13 protein-coding genes are annotated in these 19932 nt (G+C 70.9%); 5 read left to right on the top strand and 8 right to left on the bottom strand.

The window, feature by feature from the left end:
* Positions 1–183: 183 nt before the first annotated feature.
* On the bottom strand, positions 184–1206 hold the full coding sequence (gene fbaA, locus ACGFIV_RS01375) for a class II fructose-bisphosphate aldolase (protein ID WP_358551792.1): 1023 nt from the start codon (positions 1204–1206) through the stop codon (positions 184–186).
* Positions 1207–1430: 224 nt separating this feature from the next.
* Here fbaA and ACGFIV_RS01370 point away from each other — a divergent pair, with 224 nt between their 5' ends.
* Positions 1431–2123 (top strand): DedA family protein, encoded by a 693-nt coding sequence (locus tag ACGFIV_RS01370; RefSeq protein WP_358551794.1) that lies wholly within the window; start codon positions 1431–1433, stop codon positions 2121–2123.
* Between the two features lie 141 nt (positions 2124–2264).
* Positions 2265–2696, top strand: a complete 432-nt coding sequence (locus ACGFIV_RS01365; RefSeq protein WP_358551795.1) for a hypothetical protein — start codon at positions 2265–2267, stop codon at positions 2694–2696.
* 10 nt (positions 2697–2706) lie between these two features.
* On the opposite strand, the gene pyrE is transcribed toward ACGFIV_RS01365, so the two are convergent.
* On the bottom strand, positions 2707–3243 hold the full coding sequence (pyrE, locus tag ACGFIV_RS01360; RefSeq protein WP_358551797.1) for an orotate phosphoribosyltransferase: 537 nt from the start codon (positions 3241–3243) through the stop codon (positions 2707–2709).
* 233 nt (positions 3244–3476) lie between these two features.
* Here pyrE and ACGFIV_RS01355 point away from each other — a divergent pair, with 233 nt between their 5' ends.
* Positions 3477–5438, top strand: coding sequence for an NYN domain-containing protein (locus ACGFIV_RS01355; RefSeq protein ID WP_392830924.1), 1962 nt, complete (start codon positions 3477–3479; stop codon positions 5436–5438).
* 60 nt (positions 5439–5498) lie between these two features.
* Complete coding sequence (locus ACGFIV_RS01350; RefSeq protein WP_358551801.1) at positions 5499–7217, top strand: HD domain-containing protein; 1719 nt, start codon at positions 5499–5501, stop codon at positions 7215–7217.
* Positions 7218–7238: 21 nt separating this feature from the next.
* Here ACGFIV_RS01350 and ACGFIV_RS01345 read toward each other — a convergent pair whose 3' ends face one another.
* Together ACGFIV_RS01345 and ACGFIV_RS01340 are read right to left on the bottom strand one after the other, a co-directional pair.
* Positions 7239–7865 (bottom strand): response regulator, encoded by a 627-nt coding sequence (locus ACGFIV_RS01345; protein ID WP_358551803.1) that lies wholly within the window; start codon positions 7863–7865, stop codon positions 7239–7241.
* Positions 7865–12055, bottom strand: a complete 4191-nt coding sequence (locus tag ACGFIV_RS01340) for a HAMP domain-containing protein (RefSeq protein WP_358551805.1) — start codon at positions 12053–12055, stop codon at positions 7865–7867. The genes ACGFIV_RS01345 and ACGFIV_RS01340 overlap by 1 nt, the downstream gene beginning before the upstream one ends.
* A gap of 121 nt (positions 12056–12176) precedes the next feature.
* Between ACGFIV_RS01340 and ACGFIV_RS01335 the strand changes: the two genes are divergently transcribed.
* Entirely contained in the window at positions 12177–13730 is a 1554-nt protein-coding gene (locus ACGFIV_RS01335; protein WP_358551807.1) for a SpoIIE family protein phosphatase, read from the top strand.
* 68 nt (positions 13731–13798) lie between these two features.
* On the opposite strand, the gene ACGFIV_RS01330 is transcribed toward ACGFIV_RS01335, so the two are convergent.
* The 4 genes from ACGFIV_RS01330 to ACGFIV_RS01315 form a co-directional block, all read right to left on the bottom strand.
* Complete coding sequence (locus ACGFIV_RS01330; RefSeq protein WP_358551809.1) at positions 13799–15592, bottom strand: prolyl oligopeptidase family serine peptidase; 1794 nt, start codon at positions 15590–15592, stop codon at positions 13799–13801.
* Between the two features lie 117 nt (positions 15593–15709).
* Positions 15710–16579, bottom strand: coding sequence for a putative RNA methyltransferase (locus tag ACGFIV_RS01325; RefSeq protein ID WP_392830917.1), 870 nt, complete (start codon positions 16577–16579; stop codon positions 15710–15712).
* 36 nt (positions 16580–16615) lie between these two features.
* Complete coding sequence (locus ACGFIV_RS01320) at positions 16616–18709, bottom strand: 3-hydroxyacyl-CoA dehydrogenase NAD-binding domain-containing protein (protein ID WP_358551813.1); 2094 nt, start codon at positions 18707–18709, stop codon at positions 16616–16618.
* On the bottom strand, positions 18706–19905 hold the full coding sequence (locus ACGFIV_RS01315; RefSeq protein WP_358551815.1) for a thiolase family protein: 1200 nt from the start codon (positions 19903–19905) through the stop codon (positions 18706–18708). The genes ACGFIV_RS01320 and ACGFIV_RS01315 overlap by 4 nt, the downstream gene beginning before the upstream one ends.
* Between the last annotated feature and the right edge of the window lie 27 nt (positions 19906–19932).

Raw genomic sequence — 19932 nt, 5'->3', positions numbered from 1 at the left:
AGCTCATGGTAACGACGTATTTGTTACTTCAGCCTCGTACCGATCTCTTTTTACGTACTTTCTCAGGGAATTCACATGGAACGGGCGGACCATGCGGCCAGCCCGTTCCCTGCAAGTCGCGACATCTCCGACAACCTAGAGCGACATCGAGTCAGATTCCCGGGTCGGCGGGGTTCTCCGGGTTCAGGAGATCTTCGTGCCGGCGGACAGGAGGTCCTCGCAGGCCCGGGTGACGCGGGCGGCCATGCCGGCCTCGGCCGACTTGCCCCACGCGCGCGGGTCGTAGTCCTTCTTGTTGCCCACGTCGCCGTCGACCTTCAGCACGCCGTCGTACTTGCGGAACATGTGGTCGGCGACCGGGCGGGTGAAGGCGTACTGCGTGTCGGTGTCGATGTTCATCTTCACCACGCCGTAGGAGATCGCCTCGCGGATCTCGTCGAGCGAGGAGCCCGAGCCGCCGTGGAAGACGAGGTAGAAGGGCTTCTCCTTGCCGTACTTGGCGGTGACGGCGTCCTGGATCTCGTTCAGCACGCTCGGGCGGAGCTTGACGTGACCCGGCTTGTAGACGCCGTGCACGTTGCCGAAGGTGGCGGCCAGCAGGTAGCGGCCACGCTCGCTGAGGCCGAGCGCCTCGGCGGTGGCGAGGGCGTCCTCCGGGGTGCTGTAGAGCTTCTCGTTCATCTCGCCGACGACGCCGTCCTCCTCGCCGCCGACGACCCCGATCTCGACCTCCAGCACCACGTTGGCCGCGTGGGCCTTCTCAAGGAGCTCGCGGGCGATGCTGAGGTTCTCGTCGAGCGGGCAGGCGGAGCCGTCCCACATGTGCGACTGGAACAGGGGGTCCTTGCCGGAGGCCACACGCTGGCGCGAGATCTCCAGCAGCGGGCGCACGAAGCCGTCGAGCTTGTCCTTCGGGCAGTGGTCGGTGTGCAGCGCGATGTTCACGGGGTACTTGTCCGCGACGACGCGGGCGTACTCGGCCAGCGCTACGGCACCGGTCACCATGTCCTTCACCGAGGTGCCGGACAGGTACTCGGCGCCACCGGTCGAGACCTGGACGATGCCGTCGCTCTCGGCCTCGGCGAAACCGCGGAGCGTGGCGTTCAACGTCTGCGAGGAGGTCACGTTGATCGCCGGGTATGCGAAACCATTGGCCTTGGCCCGGTCGAGCATGTCGGCGTAGACCTCTGGGGTCGCGATAGGCATCGGAAGTCATCTCCCTGAACGGAACGGATGGCGGGCACGGGGCTCGGTCTTCCCCGGGGCAAGTATTGCGAAGGAGCGGCGGGCGAGGAAGCAGGAGCCGGGCTCGTGTTCACAAACGGGTGTTCGCGTCCGGCCGACCCGCCAGGTCGCCCTCGTCATCAGACATACCTGGTCCTACCCCTCCAGCGCGCCTGACCCATCCGTCGGGGGTACCCTCATCGGTGATGGACCTCACAAATCTTCTGGACGCCCAGTGGTGGATCGTCACCTTCGGGCTCATCGGCATCCTCGCGATCATCTTCGCGGAGACCGGGCTGCTCATCGGCTTCTTCCTGCCGGGTGACTCGCTCCTGGTCGTCGCCGGGATGGGCGCCTCGGCGGCGGTCGCGTCCTCGGTCGGCCTCGACTCGCCGTTCCCGCTGGCCGTTCTCCTCGTCGCCGCCCCCCTCTGCGCCATCGCCGGCGCCCAACTGGGGCACCTCATCGGCGCCAAGTCCGGCCCCCGGCTCTTCTCCAGGCCCGACTCCCGCCTGTTCAAGCGCGAGTACGTCGAGAAGGCCGAGCACTACTTCCAGAAGTTCGGGCCCTCGAAGGCCGTGGTGCTCGCGAGGTTCATCCCGATCGTGCGCACCTTCCTCAACCCGGTCGCCGGCATGCTCGGCATGCCCGCCCCGAAGTTCTTCCTGTGGAACGTCCTCGGCGGCATCCTGTGGACCGAGTCGATGCTCCTCATCGGCTACTTCGCCGGCACCGCCATCCCGAACGTCGACCGCTACATCCTTCCCGGCGCGGTGCTGATCATCCTGCTCTCGATCATCCCGATCGTGCGTGAGGTGCTGAAGAGCCGCAGGGAGTCGAAGGGCGGAGCGGGCGAGCCGCGCGGCCGTCACCACCGCGACTCGGCCTCGCCGCTGTAGCGCGACAGGCCGATTTCGGCCGTCCCGCTATAAGAGTCCTGCTCGGAGCGGCGTTGGCGCTCGCACGCAGGCGCTACCCTCCGGTATGTGGGACGCCATCGGTCTGACCCCATGGGAATCGCCCGCCTGCTTCTCGTAGGCTTGGCGATCCTTGTAGTGCTGGGGTTGATCGTGGTCGGAATCCTGTCCCTCATGGGCTCGCTGAAGTCCGACGACCAGGGCGCCGCGCCGCCCGGTTCCGGCGGCACAGGTCAGGTGTCCTCGTCCCCTGTCGCGCCCTCGGCAGACCAGACCTCGGCAGACCAGACCTCGGCCGACGCCGAGATCCCCACCCTTTTCGTCGAATGCCGGGCCGACCGGTGCCCGCTCTTCGTCCGCGTCAGCGGTGGCGACGTGGTCGAGGACCGCGACCTGAGCCGGGGCCAGCAGGCGGTGTACTCCCAGCCGGAGCTCGATGTGGTCCTCGGTGACGCCTCCACGATGTACGTCGAGGTGAACGGCGAGGCGCGCTCCCCCGGCAAGCCAGGGGAGCGGCAGAGCTTCACGGTCAGGCGCGACGACCAGCCGGGCTGAACGCCGGTGGTCAGTCGAGACCGAGGTCGGTGAGGGTGTAGGCGGTGCGGTAGGGCAGCCCGGTCTCCTCGATCTTCGCCGCCGCGCCCCGGTCCACGATCGTCGCCACGCCGACGACCTCGGCCCCCGCCTCCCGCAGCGCCTCGACGGCCGTGAGCACCGATCCGCCGGTGGTCGAGGTGTCCTCCACGGCGAGCACGCGGCGGCCGGCGACGTCGGGCCCCTCGATGCGGCGTTGCAGCCCGTGGGCCTTGCCCTCCTTGCGGACGACGAACGCGTCCAGGCGGCGCCCGCGTCCCGCCGCCGCGTGCAGCATGGCGGCGGCCAGGGGGTCGGCGCCCAGGGTCAGCCCGCCCACGGCGTCGTAGCCGAGGTCTTCGGTGAGGTCGAGCATCACGCGCCCGACGAGCGGGGCGGCGGTGCCGTCCAGCGTGATCCGCCTCAGGTCCACATACCAGTCGGCCTCGCGGCCGGAGGAGAGCACGACCCGGCCGTGCACCACCCCCTTGTTCTTGATCTCGTCCAGCAGATTCGCACGGTCGCTCATGGGGCCAGCCTAGAGAGGGGGGATTCGGATGGACCGATGGGCTACTCGTTTATCACCGCAGGTCGGTTATAGAGGGCAAACTGGTACGGTTCGCGTGAACGTTCCTAGATATGGTCAGGCGCGGGCTGAATCGCCGGGATTCACCCTCGCACGATCAGTGGCTTCATTACCCTGAGATAGGGCCGGGCGTCGGCTGCCACCGGGCTTGGCCATGTAGGAAAGGGCGGTGTCGCGTGGATCGCTGCGCGCTGTTCGTGGACGCTGGCTATCTGCTGGCGGACGGCGCGATGGCCGTGCATGGGACCCGCCATCGCGAAGCCGTCGCCTGGGACTATCCCGGCCTGCTGCAACTTCTGTCCACTCTCTCGCGGGAGCGCACCGACCTCCCGCTGCTCCGCTGCTACTGGTACGAGGCCACCGTCGAGGGCAGGCGCACCCCCGAGCACGACGCGCTGGCCGACATCCCCGGTCTCAAGCTGCGCCTGGCGCGCATCAGGCCCGGCCGCCGGGAGGGCGTGGACGCCCAGGTCCACCGCGACCTGATGACCCTGGCCCGCAACAACGCCATCTGCGACGCCGTGGTGGTGAGCGGCGACGAGGATCTCGCCCAGGTGGTCAGCGACGCCCAGGATCTCGGCATCCGCGTCACCGTCATCCACATCGCGGCCGACGGGAGCTGGGCGGTGTCCCGCACCCTCCAGCAGGAGTGCGACGACCTGATCGAGATCGGCAGCGGCCACCTGCGGCCCTACGTCAACCTCGTCACCGGCAACATCACGGGCGGAGCCGACCTGGGCTCCGCGTCCGGCAACGGGCAGCACCTCCCGCAGCCGGTGAGCAACGGCCGGCCCAGGGACAACGGGCACGCCCAGAGCAACGGCCACCAGCCTTCCTCCTCGTCCGGTTCCGCGCAGGGAGCGGCCTCCGGCGCCTCGGCGTCCGCCTCCCACGGGTCGGGCTCCCACGGGTCGGACTCCCACGGGTCAGGCGCCTTCGGCACCGGTTCCCACAGCTCCGGTTCCCACAGCTCCGGTTCCCAAGGGTCCGGTTCCCACGGGCAGGGCGCCATCGGGCCGTCCCCGCAGGTGGCCGACGCGTCCCAGGTTCCGTCCGGTTCTCAGGCGTCGTCTCCGGGTCCGAGCCCTCTGAGCTCCACCGGTTCCACGTCGTTCGGGCCGGGCGCGTACGGGTCGTCGTCCCCCGCTGAGGACCCGCCCCCGCCGGCCGCGCAGGGGTCCGGCGCCCACGGGGCCGCCCCGCTGGAGCCGAGCGCCCCGGGCCCGGCCACCGGCTCATGGAGCGCACTCGGCTCGCACGGCTCAGGGCTGAGCTCCCAGGGTTCAGGGCTGAGCTCCCAGGGCTCTGGTGCGGGCTCCCAGGGCTCAGGTGCGGGCTCCCTGGGCTCTGGTGCGGGCTCCCTGGGTTCCACCTCGGGCTCCCACGGCTCCGGCACCGGCTCGCAGGGTTCCGGCACGGGCGCGCATGGCTCAGGCTCCTACGGGTCCCATGGGCCGGGCTCGCATGGGTCCGGCGGCCACGGTTCCCCGGAGGCGAGCTCCCAGGGGTCGGGCTCGTACGGGCCGGCGTCGCATGGCACGGGCTCCCACGGGTCCGGTTCGCACGGTTCCGGTTCCCACGGTTCCGGTTCGCACGGGTCGGGTTCGCACGAGGCCGCGCCGCCGAGCCCGCCGCGCTCGTCCCAGCCCGCGTTGCCCGCCGCCTACTCCAGCTACGCCTCCGAGCCGCAGCCCTCGCACTCCCCTCCCCAGCAGCCTCCCCAGGCACCGCCCTCCCCGCCCATGGCGGCGCCCGTCCCTCCGCAGCCCGTGCCCAGCCAGTACAACATGGGCTCCTCCGGCGGGCCTCCGACCTACCCCGGCCCCCAGCTCGGGCCGTACACGGGCCCGCAGCCGGCCCCCGTCCCCTCGCACACCGCGACGCCGGGCACCACGACCCTGGCCGACGCGGTGAAGGCCGCTCACAAGGAGGGGCACGACTTCGGCGACTCCGTCGCGAGGGACGCCCCCGCCCTCTGGCTGGAGGCCGTGCTCGCCCGCAAGCCGCGCATGCCGTCCGACCTTGAGGCGCGGCTGCTCCAGGGTTCGTCGCTCCCGATCGACTTCCTCCTGCACGACGAGGTACGCCACGCGCTCAGGCGAGGCTTCTGGGACGCCCTGGAACGCGCCCGGCGCTAACGTTGGAGCCATGCGGGCGCGTTCCGTGCCGATGGCTCCCGGCGGTGGCGAGGGGGAACGATGGGTGACGAGCAGCCCCCGGGCCGTCGCGACGGCTGGGCCGTGAGAGGCGCGGCGTCGCGCGCCGGGCGTTCCACGGGCACGATCGGCCTTGAGCCCGTTCTCCGCGCCCACCGGGCCGGCTACCCGAAGGCCAAGCTCGGGCCCGTGCGCCGGGCGTACGAGGCCGCCGAGCTGGCCCACCGCGGCCAGTCGCGCAAGTCGGGCGAGCCGTACATCATCCATCCGATCGAGGTCACGCTCATCCTGGCCGAGCTCGGCATGGACACCGCCACGCTCCAGGCCGCGCTCCTGCACGACACGATCGAGGACACCTCCTACACGCTCGACGAGCTCCGGTCGGACTTCGGCGACGAGATCGCGGTCCTGGTCGACGGGGTGACCAAGCTCGACGGCTCCAGGTGGGGGGAGCGCGCGGAGGCCGAGACGTTCCGCAAGATGGTCCTGGCCGCCGCCGCCGACCTGCGGGTCCTGCTCATCAAGCTCGCCGACCGGCTGCACAACCTCCGCACGCTCGGCTTCCAGCCCGCGCACAAGCAGCAGCGCATCGCCCGCCAGTCCCAGGAGCTCCTGATCCCCTTCGCCGAGCGGCTGGGCATGTACGAGCTCAAGCGCGAGATGGACGACCTCTGCTTCTCGGTGTTACAGCCGGAGGCCCACGCGGCCATCGACGCGGCGCTCACGGCGCGCGAGGCCGGGGGACGGCTGCTCCTGGAACCCACGGTGCGGCGCCTGAGGGCCTCGCTGAGGGAACAGCGGCTGTCGGGTGAGGTCGTGCTTCACCGTCGCCACCTCTGGGCCGTCCACCTCGACGTGGGCGACCGCCTCGACACGCTCCAGCCCGCCGACCTGTTCCGGCTGCTGGTGCTCGTCGACGGCGACGACCGCGACTGCTACATCGCGCTCGGGGCCGTCCACACGAGCACGAGCCCCGTGCCCGGGAGGCTCAAGGACTTCATCTCGCTGCCGAGGTTCAACCTCTACCGCGCCCTGCACACGCGGGTGATCGCCGACGGCGGCAAGGTCATGGACGTCATCATCCGCACCCGGCAGATGCACCGCATGGCCGAGCGCGGGCTCGCCGCCCACATCCACGACGTCGCCCGGGGGCAGCGCGCCGACGTGGCGGGACGCATCGACCTCGAATGGCTGCGCCGCCTGCTGGCGTGGCAGAACGACGCGTCTTCGGCCGACTTCCTTGAGTCGCTGCGCGGCGACCTGCGTCCCGATCTCATCGCCGCGTTCACGACCGAGGGCGAGGTGATCCCGCTGCCCCCCGGCGCGACCCCGATCGACTTCGCCTACGCCCTCGGCCCCGAGATCGGCAACCACGCCATCGGGGCCCTGGTCAACGGCAAGCTGGCGCCGTTGCACGCGCGGCTGGACAACGGCGCGGTGGTGCACATCCTCACCGCCGAGACGGCCCGGCCCTCGGCCGAGGGGCTCGACGCCGCCACCACGCCCACGGCCCGCCTCCTGATCCGCAGGCACCTCGCCGCGCAGCGCGCCGACGACGCGGCGGCCACCGGGCGGCGCATGGTGTCCGAGGCGGTCGCCGCGACGGGCATGGAGCTTCTCGACCTGGAGTCCCGGGGTGTGTCCGGCAGCGTCGCCGGGCGCCTGGGCTACCGCGAGCTGGACGACCTGTACGCGGCCGTGGCGGCGGGCGCCGTGGAGCTGGACACCCTCGTCTCCAAGCTCACCGCCGACAGCGCCTGACCCCAGGCCGAGGACGGCCGGTCAGGAGAGGGCGTCGAAGCCGGCGCGCAGGTGCAGGACGCGCTCGGAGAGATCGCTCAGGGGGACGGTCAGGGGCGCGCCGCCGTTGGACTTGTCGGCCAGCTCGGCCACCCGCGACAGCTCGTCCTCCACGGCCGTCAGCCGCCGCGCCAGCTCGGGCAGCACCTCGGCCGCCGTGCCGTCGGGCAGCTCGACGCTCAGCCGCTCGCGCAGCAGGGACGCCTGCTCGGCCAGCCTGCGGTTCATGGTGTAGAGCTCGACGAACACCGACACCTTGGCCCGCAGGACCCACGGGTCGAAGGGCTTGGTGAGGTAGTCGACCGCACCCGCCGCGTACCCGCGGAAGGCGTAGTCGGGCGCGCTGTCGACCACCGTGAGGAAGATGATCGGGATGTTGCGGGTGCGCTCGCGCCGCTTGATGTGCGCCGCCGTCTCGAAGCCGTCCATGCCGGGCATGCGCACGTCGAGCAGGATGAGCGCGAACTCGATGCTGAGGAGCGCCTTGAGGGCCTCCTCCCCGGACCGCGCCCGCACGGCCACCACGTCCAGGGAGCTGAGGATGGCCTCCAAAGCGATGAGGTTCTCCTCGCGGTCGTCGACAAGGAGGATTTTCGCTCTGTCCGGCATCAACCGCGTCCTTCTCTTCCGTCTCTTCCGTCCCCGATCGGCGCCCGGCCGCGCGTGAGCCAACCGCGCAGGCGTTCGAGCAGGCGATCGACGTCCACCGGCTTCGGCACGTAGTCGGAGGCGCCCGAGGCGATGCTCTTCTCCCTGTCACCGCGCATGACCTTGGCGGTGAGCGCGATGATCGGCAGGTCGGCGAACTGGGGCATGCGGCGGATGGCCGAGGTCGTGGCCCACCCGTCCATCTCGGGCATCATGATGTCCATCAGCACCAGCGCGACGTCCTCGTTGCGTTCGAGCTGCTCGATGCCCTCGCGGCCGTTCTCGGCGTAGACCACGGTCGAGCCGTGCCTTTCGAGCACGCTCGTGAGCGCGAAGACGTTCCGGATGTCGTCGTCCACAATGAGGATCTTCGCACCGTTCAGCGGATCGTCGCCCTGCCAGGTCTGGCTCTCGGCGGGCTGCGACAGCTGGGGCATCCGCAGGTCGTCGTTCAGCGGCATCTCGGGCAGCACGTCGGAGGAGCCGAGCTCCAGCGCCCGCGAGTGCTGGACGCCGGGCAGCGAGACCGTCGCCCCGCCGTCCCCGCCCGCGAGCGGTCCGGCGTAGCTGATCGGCAGGTGGAGCGTGAACGTGCTCCCGTGGCCGGGATCGCTCTTGGCGTGGATCTCGCCGCCGAGCAGGCGGGCGATCTCGCGGCAGATCGACAGGCCGAGGCCGGTGCCGCCGTACTTGCGGCTGGTCGTGCCGTCGGCCTGGCGGAACGCCTCGAAGATCACGTCGAGCTTCTCGGGTGCGATGCCGATGCCGGTGTCCACCACCTCGAACGACAGGATGTCGTCGCTGTCCTGGAGCGTCTCGTCGATGTACGGCACGCCGCCCGCCGCGCGGGTGATGTTCAGCCGCACCTCGCCCTTCGGCGTGAACTTCACGGCATTGGACAGCAGATTGCGCAGGACCTGCTGGAGGCGCTGCTCGTCGGTGCGGAGCTCCTCGGGCACCGACGGGCCGACCTCGACGGTGAAGGAGAGCCCCTTGTCCTGGGCGAGCGGGGTGAAGGTGGCCTCGACGTAGTCGACCAGCTTGGGCAGCGAGAGCTGCTGCGGGTAGATGTCCATGCGGCCCGCCTCGACCTTGGACAGGTCGAGGATGTCGTTGATCAGCTGCAGCAGCGCGGAACCGGCCCCGTGGATGGTCCTGGCGAACTCCACCTGCTGGGCGGTCAGGTTGCCGTCGCTGTTCTCGGTCAGGAGCTTGGCCAGCACCAGGAGGCTGTTCAGCGGGGTGCGCAGCTCGTGGGACATGTTGGCCAGGAACTCGGACTTGTAGCGCGAGGAGACCGCGAGCTGCTCGGCGCGCTCCTCCAGGGTGCGTCGGGCCTGCTCGATCTGGAAGTTCTGGATCTCGATGGCGCGGTTCTGCTTGGCCAGCAGCGCGGCCTTGTCCTCCAGCTCGGCGTTGGACCTGCGCAGCTCCTCCTGCTGGCGCTGGAGCTCGTCGGAGCGCTCGCGCAGCTCGGTGGTGAGCCGCTGCGACTCTATGAGCAGGCCCTCGGTGCGGGAGTTGGCGATGATGGTGTTCATCGTGACGCCGATGGTCTCGACGAACTGGTTGAGGAAGGCCAGGTGGACCTCGCCGAAGCGGCTGAACGAGGCCAGCTCCAGCACGCCGAGCACCTGGTCTTCGAACAGGACCGGCAGCACCACGATCTGCGCCGGGGTGGACCGGCTCAGCCCGGAGTCGATGGTGAGGTAGTCGGAGGGGACGTCGTCGAGCACGATCGGCCGGCCCTCGGCCGCGGCCTGGCCCACGATGCCCTGCCCGAAGGCGAAGCTCTGGCGCGGGCTGCGTCCGGGCCGCACGCCGTATCCGGCGATCAGCCGCAGCTCGTTGTCGTGCGGGCTCGGGACCATGTAGAAGGCCCCGTAACGCGCGGACACCAGCGGCGTCAGCTCGCTCATGATGAGCTTGGCGACCTCCATGAGGTCGCGGTGGCCCTGCATCAGGCGGGAGACGCGGGCCAGGTTGCTCTTGAGCCAGTCTTGCTCCTGGTTCGCCTTGGTGGTCGCGACCAGGTTGGACACCATCGTGTTGATGTTGTCCTTGAGGTCGGCCAGCTCGCCCTGGGCGTCGACGGTGATCGAGCGGGTCAGGTCTCCCCGGGCGACCGCGCTGGTGACCTCGGCGATGGCGCGCACCTGGGTGGTCAGGTTGCTGGCCAGCTCGTTCACGCTCTCGGTCAGCCGCTTCCAGGTGCCCTCGACGCCCTCGACGCGGGCCTGGCCGCCGAGCTGGCCTTCGGAGGCGACCTCGCGGGCGACGCGGGTGACCTCGGAGGCGAACGAGGAGAGCTGGTCGACCATCCTGTTGATGGTGGTCTTCAGGACGAGGATCTCGCCCTGGGCGTCGACGTCGATCTTGCGGGACAGGTCGCCCCTGGCGACCGCCGTGGTGACCTCGCCGATGTTGCGCACCTGGTAGGTCAGGTTGGTGGCCATCAGGTTGACGTTGTCGGTGAGGTCCTTCCAGACGCCCGACACCCCGCGCACTCTGGCCTGGCCGCCGAGCTGGCCCATTGTGCCGACCTCGCGGGCGACGCGGGTCACCTCGTCGGCGAACAGCGAGAGCTGGTCGACCATGGTGTTCACCGTGTCCTTGAGCTGCAGGATCTCGCCCTGAGCGTCCACGGTGATCTTGCGGGACAGGTTGCCCTGGACGACCGCGGTGGAGACCGCCGCGATCTGGCGCACCTGGGATGTCAGGTTGTTCGCCATGAAGTTGACGTTGTCGGTGAGGTCCTTCCAGACGCCCGACACGCCGCGCACCTGCGCCTGGCCGCCGAGCTGGCCCTCGGAGCCCACCTCGCGGGCCACGCGGCTCACCTCGGAGGCGACCGACGAGAGCTGGTCGACCATGGTGTTGATCGTGGACTTCAGCTCCAGGATCTCGCCCTGGGCGTCCACGTCGATCTTCTTCGACAGGTCGCCGCCGGCCACGGCCTTGGTCACCTGGGCGATGTTGCGCACCTGGTAGGTCAGGTTGTTGGCCATGGAGTTGACGTTGTCGGTGAGGTCCTTCCAGACGCCCGACACGCCCTTGACCTCGGCGCGGCCGCCGAGCTGGCCCTCGGTGCCGACCTCGCGGGCGACGCGGGTGACCTCGTCGGCGAACAGCGAGAGCTGGTCGACCATCGTGTTGAGGGTCTCTTTGAGCTGGAGGATCTCGCCCCTGGCGTCCGCGGTGATCTTCTTGGAGAGATCGCCCTGCGCGACGGCCGTCGCCACGGTGGCGATGTTGCGCACCTGGCTCGTGAGGTTGCTCGCCATGACGTTGACGTTGTCGGTGAGGTCCTTCCAGACGCCCGACACGCCCCGCACGCGGGCCTGCCCGCCCAGCTCGCCCTCGGTGCCGACCTCGCGGGCGACGCGGGTGACCTCCTCGGCGAAGGCCGAGAGCTGGTCGACCATCGTGTTGACGGTGTTCTTGAGCTCCAGCATCTCGCCGACCGCGTCGACGGTGACCTTGCGGCTGAGGTCGCCCCGCGCCACGGCGGTGGTGACCACGGCGATGTCGCGGACCTGGGCGGACACCCGGCTGGACATGGTGTTCACGGCCTCGGTGAGGTCGCGCCAGCTTCCTGACATGCCGCGCAGGTTGGCGCGCCCGCCGAGCTGGCCCTCGGACCCGACCTCGCGGGCGACCCGCGTGACCTCGGAGCTGAAGAGCGAGAGCTGGTCGACCATGCCGTTGATGGCCTTGCCGAGCCGCCGGACCTCTCCGCGCGAGGTGCGGTCCATGTCGATGCGGCGCGAGAGATCGCCCTGGGCGACCGCGTCGAGGACGTCCGCCGCGCTGCTGACCGGGCCGACGAGGGCGTCGATCAGCGCGTTCACCGAGTCGACGCTTTCGGCCCAGGAGCCCACGCCGGGCCCCGGTGTCAGGCGGACGCCGAAGCGCCCCTCCTTGACCACTTCGCGGCGTACGCGCAGCAGCTCGTTCGCGAGGTGCTCACGACGGTCGGCCACCTCGTTGACCAGCAGGCGGACCTCGCTGAGAATGCCCGGTGGGGCATGGGGCACCCGTCGCCGGAAATCGCCGTCACGCCACGTGATGAGCGTCTCCAGGAGGGGCCGGAGCTCGGACTCGGTATAGGACCGCTCCGAACTGGCCCCCGTGGTCGGGGTACCCTTCATGAAGCCTCCTTCACGCTGTTCGGGCGGGACTCGGAGTAGTGCCAGTCTGGCATGAAGGACGCTATGCGGTCGCCCAGTCGATCGGCCGCACGCAAGAGCCGACTGTGGTAAGCACGGTGCAATGACAAGTTCTTCCCGGGGTGTGCTGGCCGCGTCGTTCGCGCCCGGCAGGACGGCCCTACCCTCCGCGAAGCGGTTCACGCGCGAGGTCATGACGGCGTGGGCGGCCGCTCCCATCAGCGCGGAGGCCGAGCGGCTGACCGGAGAGCTGGTCTCCGATGTAGGCGATGTCCCTTTTGAGATTGTATGGGTGCATCAGGGGGAGTCTCTCCAGATCGAGGTTCGCCAGAAGGGGAGCGACGAGGTCGCCACGGTCCCCTCGTCCACTCCGGTCACCGTCTGGGGCGTGAGCTTCGCCGGATCCCTGCGCACCCGCTGGGCCCGCCTCCACCTGCCCGGGGGCGGCGGCACCCGCGCGGTCGACGACTGGACCGGGCAGGGAGCCTCGCAGGGGCCGGGCTGGCTCGGCTTCCTCGCCGACGCCAGCGATCTGCTGGCCGGCACGCTCGACCCCGACATGGTCCCCGCGCTGATCGCCCAGATCGTGGTGCCGCGCCTCGCGACCTGGTGCGCCGTCTACACGGCCGACTCCGGCCTCGGGCCGCTCGGCCTCGCCTATCTCTGGCACGCCGACGAGTCCCAGATCGACCTGCTGCGCGAGCGGCTCGACGAGGTCGTGATCCCCTCGGCCGAGAACCTCACCCCGGTGCCCGTCCAGCTCCCCGACTGGCAGTCGCTGGCCTTTCCCCTGGTGGCCCGCGGGCGCAGCCTCGGCATGATGTGCCTCGGGCGCTCGGGCCGCTTCCCCGACGACGTCGCGCAGCTCGCGGAGGACCTCGGGCGGCGGGCGGCGCTCGCGATGGACAACGCCAGGCTCTACGCCCAGCAGGCCGACGCCAACCGCGCCCTCCAGCGCAGCCTCCTGCCGCCCGGCACGCCCGCCGAGACCCCCGGCCTCGACTACTCCGTGGTGTACGAGCCGGCGGGCGAGACCAACGAGGTCGGCGGCGACTTCTACGACCTGTTCACGACCGGTGAGAGCTCCTGGCGGTTCGCGATCGGCGACGTCTGCGGCACCGGCCCGCAGGCCGCGGCGGTCACCGGCCTCGCCCGCCACACGATCCGCCTGCTCGCCCGCGAGGGGTACGACGTGGCGTCGGTCGTCTCACGGCTGAACCAGGCGATCCTGGAGGAGGGTGAGCGGGCCAGGTTCCTGACCCTGCTCCACGGCGAGATCACCCGCACCGAGGACGGCCTCGACCTCTCGCTGATCTCCGCGGGGCACCCCGAGGCCCTGCGCCTGCGGCCGAGCGGCCTGGTGGAGGCCGTGGTGACCTCCCAGTCCCTGCTCGGGGTCTTTCCCGAGGCGGAGTTCGTCGCCGACCACGTCCACCTGGCGCCGGGGGACGTCCTGCTGGGCGTGACCGACGGGGTGACCGAGCGCAGGTCGGGCGAGCGGCTGCTCGACGACGACGGCGGCCTGTCCAAGCTCCTGGCCGAGTGCGCCGAGCTTTCGGCGCGGGGGGTGGCCGAGCGGATCCGCCGCGCTGTGCAGGACTTCGCGATCGAGCCGAGCGCCGACGACCTGGCCATCCTGGTCCTCAGGGCCGACTAGGCCGTCCGAAGGGCCGACCAGGGCCCCCGAGAAGGCCCCCTACCGGCCCCAAAGGCCGGTAGGGCCGGTCAGGAGCCGCTGGAGGCCGGCTGGGCGAGCCCGACGTGCTTGCGGGCGAAGTCGATCTGCGCCGACATCTGCCGGATCCGCTCCTCGACCACCAGCGTGCCGTGGCCCGCGTTGTAGCGGTAGACCTCGAACTCGTGCCGCCGCTCGGTCAGCTTCTCCAGGTACTTCTCGATCTGGCTGATCGGCGAGCGCGGGTCGTTCTCGCCGGCGAGCACCAGCAGCGGCGCCTGGAGCGAGTCGAGGTAGGAGATCGGGGACGACGCCGCGTACAGGTCGGGGACCTCCTGCGGAGAGCCGCCGAACAGGGCGCGGTGGTAGGCGCGCAGGCCCTCGGTCTCGTCGCCGTAAGCCGCCGCGTGGTCGGCGATCGGCACGGCCGCGATGCCCGCGACCCAGGCCTTCGGCTGGGTGCCGATGCCGAGGAGGGTGAGGTAGCCGCCCCAGGAGGCGCCCGCGAGCACGAGCCGTTCGGGGTCGGCGACGCCCTGGTTCACGGCCCAGTCGCGGACCGCCTTGACGTCGGCCAGCTCGATGTGGCCCACGTCACCCCGCAGGGCGTCCCGCCAGGCCGAGCCGTACCCCGTGGAGCCCCGGTAGTTCACGCGGACGACCGCGAAGCCGGCGTCGACCCAGGCGGCGACGTTCGGGAGGAAGGAGTCGTCGTCCTGCGCGGCCGGGCCGCCGTGCAGCAGGAACACCGTCGGGTACGGCGCGCCGCCGCCCTCGGGCCGGGACACCAGGGCGTGGACGCGCCCGCCCGGCCCCTCGACGAAGACGTCCTCCAGCGGTACGGACGGCGGCGCCGAGGGTCCCGACTGGTTCATGACCACGTGGCCGTCGCTTGACCTGATCACCGGGGGATGCGCGGCGCTCGACCAGGAGTACTCGACGGTGCCGTCCGGACGGGGCATCGCGTCGTGGATGACGCCGTGCAGGGTCTTGATCGGCGTCAGCCCTCCGCCACCGAGGTCGTACCGGAACAGCTCGGTCCTCGCGCGGTTGTTGTGGCCGATGAGCAGGGCGCGCCCGTCGTGGTACCAGTCGGCGGTGATCTCGCCGGGCACCCGCAGCCAGATCTCGCGCTGCTCGCCCGTCATCGGGTCCCAGACCAGGGGCTCGCGGCGGCCACGGCGCTCGTGCAGGGCGAGGATGCGCCGATCGGTCATGGTCGGGGCGAACCGCACGCCGGTGAAGCCCTTGCCGGGCCCGTCGTTCAGGTCGCCGACGACCTGGCCGTTGGGCTTGATCACGCGCAGCGCCGGGTGGCGGGAGTCACCGTGCTCGCTGTGGCTCACCGCGATCAGCGTGCCGTCGAGCGACATGCCCGCGACCTGGACGAACTCGCGGGACTCGTAGATGACCGTCGGCTTCTCGTCGCCGCCGAGGCGCGTGTGGAGAACCTGGAAGCCGTGGCGGCTGCTCCTGCCGACGGCGGCGGTGCCGGTGGCCGACAGCGCGAGGCCCGTCGGATGCCCGGGGGCGAGGTCGGGGTGGGCGGGCGTCTCGGGCCCGCCGTTGAACGGCTGGCGCATCCAGATGCCGAACTCGTCGCCGTAGGTGTCGGAGAACCAGTAGATCCACTGGCCGGTCGGGTCGATGGCGGCGTGGGAGGTGCCCCTCGGGCGGCTGGTCACCTGACGCGTGGCGCCGTTCGACCGGTCCCAGGCGTGGATCTCCCAGATGCCGGAGATGTTGCAGCGGTACACGGCCCGGGCCGGCGCCAGCCGTGCCCAGACGGGCAGCGTCATACGTGCCGCGCGGAACCTGGCCTGCCAGCGTTCCTCGGCCTTCATGGGCGTGCCCCTCCCTCACGCTCTCCCGGACCCGGGATAGGCGGGTTGCCGTTAAGTATGTCGCTTGGAAACGGAAGATGGCCTACAAAGTCGGGGAAATTCATAATTCCAGTTCGCCTAGGCGATCTTACGGAACAGGGACATCCGGCACGACATTTTCACGGCCATCGGGTTCGGAAGGCGTGAGATCTCCTTCCTGAGCGCCATCGGGTCGGTATGCCAGGCGTTCGGACCCATGCCTACCACGGTCTCGATGGCCTTGTGATCCAGCAGCATGTCCGACTCCTCGGTCACTTGCGCGGTTTCGGTGAAATGCGTTCCCAGCGCCTCCTCGACCCGCCGGCTCTTGGACTCGTCCACCGAGAGGAGGCCGAGCCTTTCCACCAGGGGAGCGAGGTGCCGCGGCGTCGGCGTCACCACGATGAGGACGCCGCCGGGACGCAGCACCCGGGCGAACTCGGGTCCGTTCCGAGGGGCGAACACGTCGAGCAGGACGTCCACGCAGCCGTCCCTGACCGGCAACGGCCGCCACACGTCCGCCACGACCGCGCCGACGCGGGGATGGGCACGGGCGGCCCGCCTGAGCGCGTGCTTGGAGACGTCGAGCGCGATCCCCACCTCACCGGGTCCCAGTGTCCCGGCGAGGTAGTGGCCCGTGCCCGCTCCCGCGTCCAGTACGACCCTGCGGCCCCCCTCCGTACGTCCGGCACCCTCGCCGCCGTCCACGGTGCCCTGGCGGCCGGCCAGCTCGCGGAGCCGGCCGGCCAGGGAGGCGAAGTGTCCCGAGCCGAGGAACTCGGCCCGCGCGGCCACCATGGCCGGGGTGTCGGCGGTGCCGGGGACGCCGGACCCCGTCAGCAGGCTGACATAGCCCTGCCTGGCCACGTCGAAGGAATGACCGTGCGCGCATCGCACCACCGCGCCCTCGATGGCGAGATCGCCGCGGCACACGGGGCAGATGAGGTAGTCGATGACGTCGTCCAGCATGCCCTCATCATCCCGAACCGGGCGGCGGCCGGAAGGTCAGGCCGGGACCGAGGCGACCCCCGGTGACAGGAAGGGACGCCCGTTGACCTCGGCGGAGACGCCCGTACGGTCGAGGTACGGCGTGATGCCACCGGTGTGGAAGGGCCAGCCCGCGCCGAGGATCATGCACAGGTCGATGTCCTCGGCGGCGGCGACCACGCCCTCGTCGAGCATCAGCCGCACCTCCTCGGCCATCGCCCGCAGCGCGCGGTCGCGGACCTGCTCGGCGCCCGGCCCGGTCGCCCCGGACCCCTCGAAGATCTTCCGAGCCTCGGGGTCGATCGAGAAGTCCGGCGCGTAGACCCCGGGCTTGCCGGCCTTCACGAGCGCCCCGAGGTTCGCGGACACGCCGTACCTGCCGGGGAAGGCCTCGTGCAGGGTCTCGGCGACGTGCAGGGCCACGGCGGGGCCGACGAGCTGGAGAAGGGTGAACGGCGTCATCGGCAGTCCGAGGCCGTCCAGGGCGTGGTCGGCCGTCTCGATCGGGGTGCCCTCGTCGACCGCCCCGATGACCTCGCCCATGAAGCGGGTGAGCAGGCGGTTCACCACGAACGCCGGGGCGTCCTTCACCAGCACGCTGGACTTCCTCAGCGTCTTGCCCACCGCGAAGGCCGTGGCCAGCGACGCGTCGTCGGTGCGCTCGCCCCGGACGATCTCCAGCAGGGGCAGCACCGCGACCGGGTTGAAGAAGTGGAAGCCCACCACGCGCTCGGGGTGCCGCAGCTCCGACGCCATCGCGGTGACCGACAGGGAGGAGGTGTTGGTGGCCAGCAGGCACTCGGGGCCGACCACGGCCTCGACCTCGGCGAAGACCTGCCGCTTGACCTTGAGGTCCTCGAAGACGGCCTCGATGACGAAGTCGGCGTCGGCGAACGCGTCCTTGGTCAGCGACCCGGTCACGAGGCCCTTGAGCCGGTTGGCCTGGTCGGCGCTGATCCGGCCCTTGCCGAGCAGCTTGCCGACCTCGGCGTGCACGTATCCGACGCCCTTGTCGAGGCGGGCCTGGTCGAGGTCGGTGAGGACCACGGGCACCTCAAGGCGGCGGGCGAACAGCAGGGCGAGCTGCGAGGCCATGAGCCCGGCGCCGACCACGCCGACCTTGGTCACCTTGCGGGCCAGCGCCCTGTCGGGAGCGCCGGCGGGCCGCTTGGCCCGTCGCTGCACCAGGTCGAAGGAGTACAGCCCCGCCCGCAGCTCGTCGCCCATCAGCAGGTCGGCCAGCGCCGTCGTCTCGGCCTCGAAGCCCTCGTCACGGTGGGCCGTACGGGCCAGTTCGACCAGCTCAAGCGCCCGGTAGGGAGCGGGGGACGCGCCACGCAGCTTCAGGTCGACCAGGGTGCGAGCGCCCTCGACGGCCGCCTTCCAGGCCTCGGCGTCCTCGGTGAACGGCGGGCGGGGGACGGCCGCCTCGCCCGTCAGCACGCGGGAGGCCCAGCGCAGCGACTCCTCCAGGAAGTCGGCGGGCTCGAAGACCGCGTCGGCGACGCCGAGCTTGAACGCCTCGGTGCCCTTGATCATCCGATTCTGGGACAGGGGGTTCTCGATGATCAGCTTCAGCGCGTTCGCCGGGCCGATCAGGCGGGGGAGCAGCTGTGTGCCGCCCCAGCCCGGCACCAGGCCGAGGAAGCACTCGGGGAGCGCGACCGCGGGGACGCCCGACGAGATCGTGCGGTAGGTGCAGTGCAGCGCCACCTCCAGGCCACCGCCCATCGCCGCGCCGTTGACGAACGCGAACGACGGCACCTCCAGCTCTCCGAGCCGCCGGAACACCTCGTGCCCGAGCCGTCCGAGGTCCTCGGCCTGCTCGCGGGTCCGTACGAGCGAGGCGCCCTTCAGGTCGGCGCCGACGGCGAAGATGAAGGGCTTGCCGGTGACGCCGACCGCCGCGAGGTCGGTGCGGTCGCGGATGGCGTCGAGAGCCTTGTCGAGCTCGGCGAGGCCGCGCGGCCCGAAGGTGTTCGGCTTGGTGTGGTCGAAGCCGTTGTCCAGCGTGATCAGGGCCATCGTGCCCGCGCCGCCGGGCAGCCGGACGTCGCGTACGAGCGCGCCGGTCACTACCTCGTCGGCGAAGATCTTCGTGATGTCGCTCACTTGGCGCCCTCCCAGGCGAGGTTCTCCCAGACAACCGTGCCGCCCATGCCCATGCCTACGCACATCGTGGTGATGCCGTAGCGCACCTCGGGGCGGTCGGCGAACTCGCGGGCGAGCTGCGTCATCAGCCGTACCCCGGACGAGGCGAGCGGGTGGCCGAACGCGATGGCGCCGCCGTACGGGTTGACCCTCGGATCGTCGTCGGCGATGCCGAAGTGCTCAAGGAAGGCCAGCACCTGCACGGCGAAGGCCTCGTTGATCTCGAACAGCCCGATGTCGCCGATCGACAGCCCGGCCAGGCGCAGCGCCCGCTCGGTGGAGGGGATGGGGCCGACGCCCATCACCTCGGGGTCGACGCCGGCGAAGGCGTAGGAGACGAGCCTCATCTTGGGCGTCAGGCCCAGCTCGGCGGCGGCGTCCGCGGCGGCGATGATGCTGCCGGTGGCGCCGTCGTTGATGCCCGCGGAGTTCCCGGCGGTGACGTGGCCGTGCGGGCGGAAGGGCGTCTTGAGCGAGGCGAGGCCCTCGATGGTGGTGCCGGGGCGCGGGGGCTCGTCCTCGGTGGCAAGGCCCCAGCCCTCGGCGGCCTTGCGGGTCGCCATCGGCACCAGGTCGGGCTGGATCCTGTTGTCGGCGTACGCCTTGGCGACCTTCTCCTGCGAGGCGACGGCGTAGGCGTCGGCCCGCGCCTTGCTGATCGCCGGGTAGCGGTCGTGGAGGTTCTCCGCCGTCATGCCCATGATCAGCGCGGAGCCGTCAACCAGCTTCTCGGACAGGAAACGCGGGTTGGGGTCGACGCCTTCGCCCATCGGGTGGCGGCCCATGTGCTCGACGCCGCCCGCGATGGCGACGTCGTACGCGCCGAAGGCGATGCCGCCCGCCACGCTGGTGACCGCGGTCATCGCCCCCGCGCACATGCGGTCGATGGCGTAGCCGGGGACCGACTTCGGCAGCCCGGCCAGCACCGCGGCTGAGCGGCCGATGGTCAGGCCCTGGTCGCCGATCTGCGTGGTGGCCGCGATGGCGACCTCGTCGATGCGCTCGGGCGGCAGGTGCGGGTTGCGCCGCATCAGCTCGCGGATGACACGGACGACCAGGTCGTCGGCGCGCGTCTCGGCGTACAGGCCCTTGGGCCCTGACTTGCCGAAAGGTGTGCGCACGCCGTCGACGAACACGACGTCACGGGACGAAGGCACGGTTGGCTCCTCGCTGCCGGGTAGCTT

The organism is Sphaerisporangium sp. NPDC049003 (assembly GCF_043197795.1).
Lineage (GTDB): Bacteria > Actinomycetota > Actinomycetes > Streptosporangiales > Streptosporangiaceae > Sphaerisporangium.
Note: the sequence above shows the minus strand (reverse complement) of the source record. Positions and strands in the feature narration are given on the sequence as shown.

Coding starts and splice junctions, on each gene's coding strand:
- ACGFIV_RS01370 (WP_358551794.1), top strand. CDS start 1,431: ATGGACCTCACAAATCTTCTGGACGCCCAGTGGTGGATCGTCACCTTC.
- ACGFIV_RS01350 (WP_358551801.1), top strand. CDS start 5,499: ATGGGTGACGAGCAGCCCCCGGGCCGTCGCGACGGCTGGGCCGTGAGA.
- ACGFIV_RS01345 (WP_358551803.1), bottom strand. CDS start 7,865: ATGCCGGACAGAGCGAAAATCCTCCTTGTCGACGACCGCGAGGAGAAC.
- pyrE (WP_358551797.1), bottom strand. CDS start 3,243: ATGAGCGACCGTGCGAATCTGCTGGACGAGATCAAGAACAAGGGGGTG.
- ACGFIV_RS01335 (WP_358551807.1), top strand. CDS start 12,177: ATGACAAGTTCTTCCCGGGGTGTGCTGGCCGCGTCGTTCGCGCCCGGC.
- ACGFIV_RS01340 (WP_358551805.1), bottom strand. CDS start 12,055: ATGAAGGGTACCCCGACCACGGGGGCCAGTTCGGAGCGGTCCTATACC.
- ACGFIV_RS01330 (WP_358551809.1), bottom strand. CDS start 15,592: ATGAAGGCCGAGGAACGCTGGCAGGCCAGGTTCCGCGCGGCACGTATG.
- fbaA (WP_358551792.1), bottom strand. CDS start 1,206: ATGCCTATCGCGACCCCAGAGGTCTACGCCGACATGCTCGACCGGGCC.
- ACGFIV_RS01325 (WP_392830917.1), bottom strand. CDS start 16,579: ATGCTGGACGACGTCATCGACTACCTCATCTGCCCCGTGTGCCGCGGC.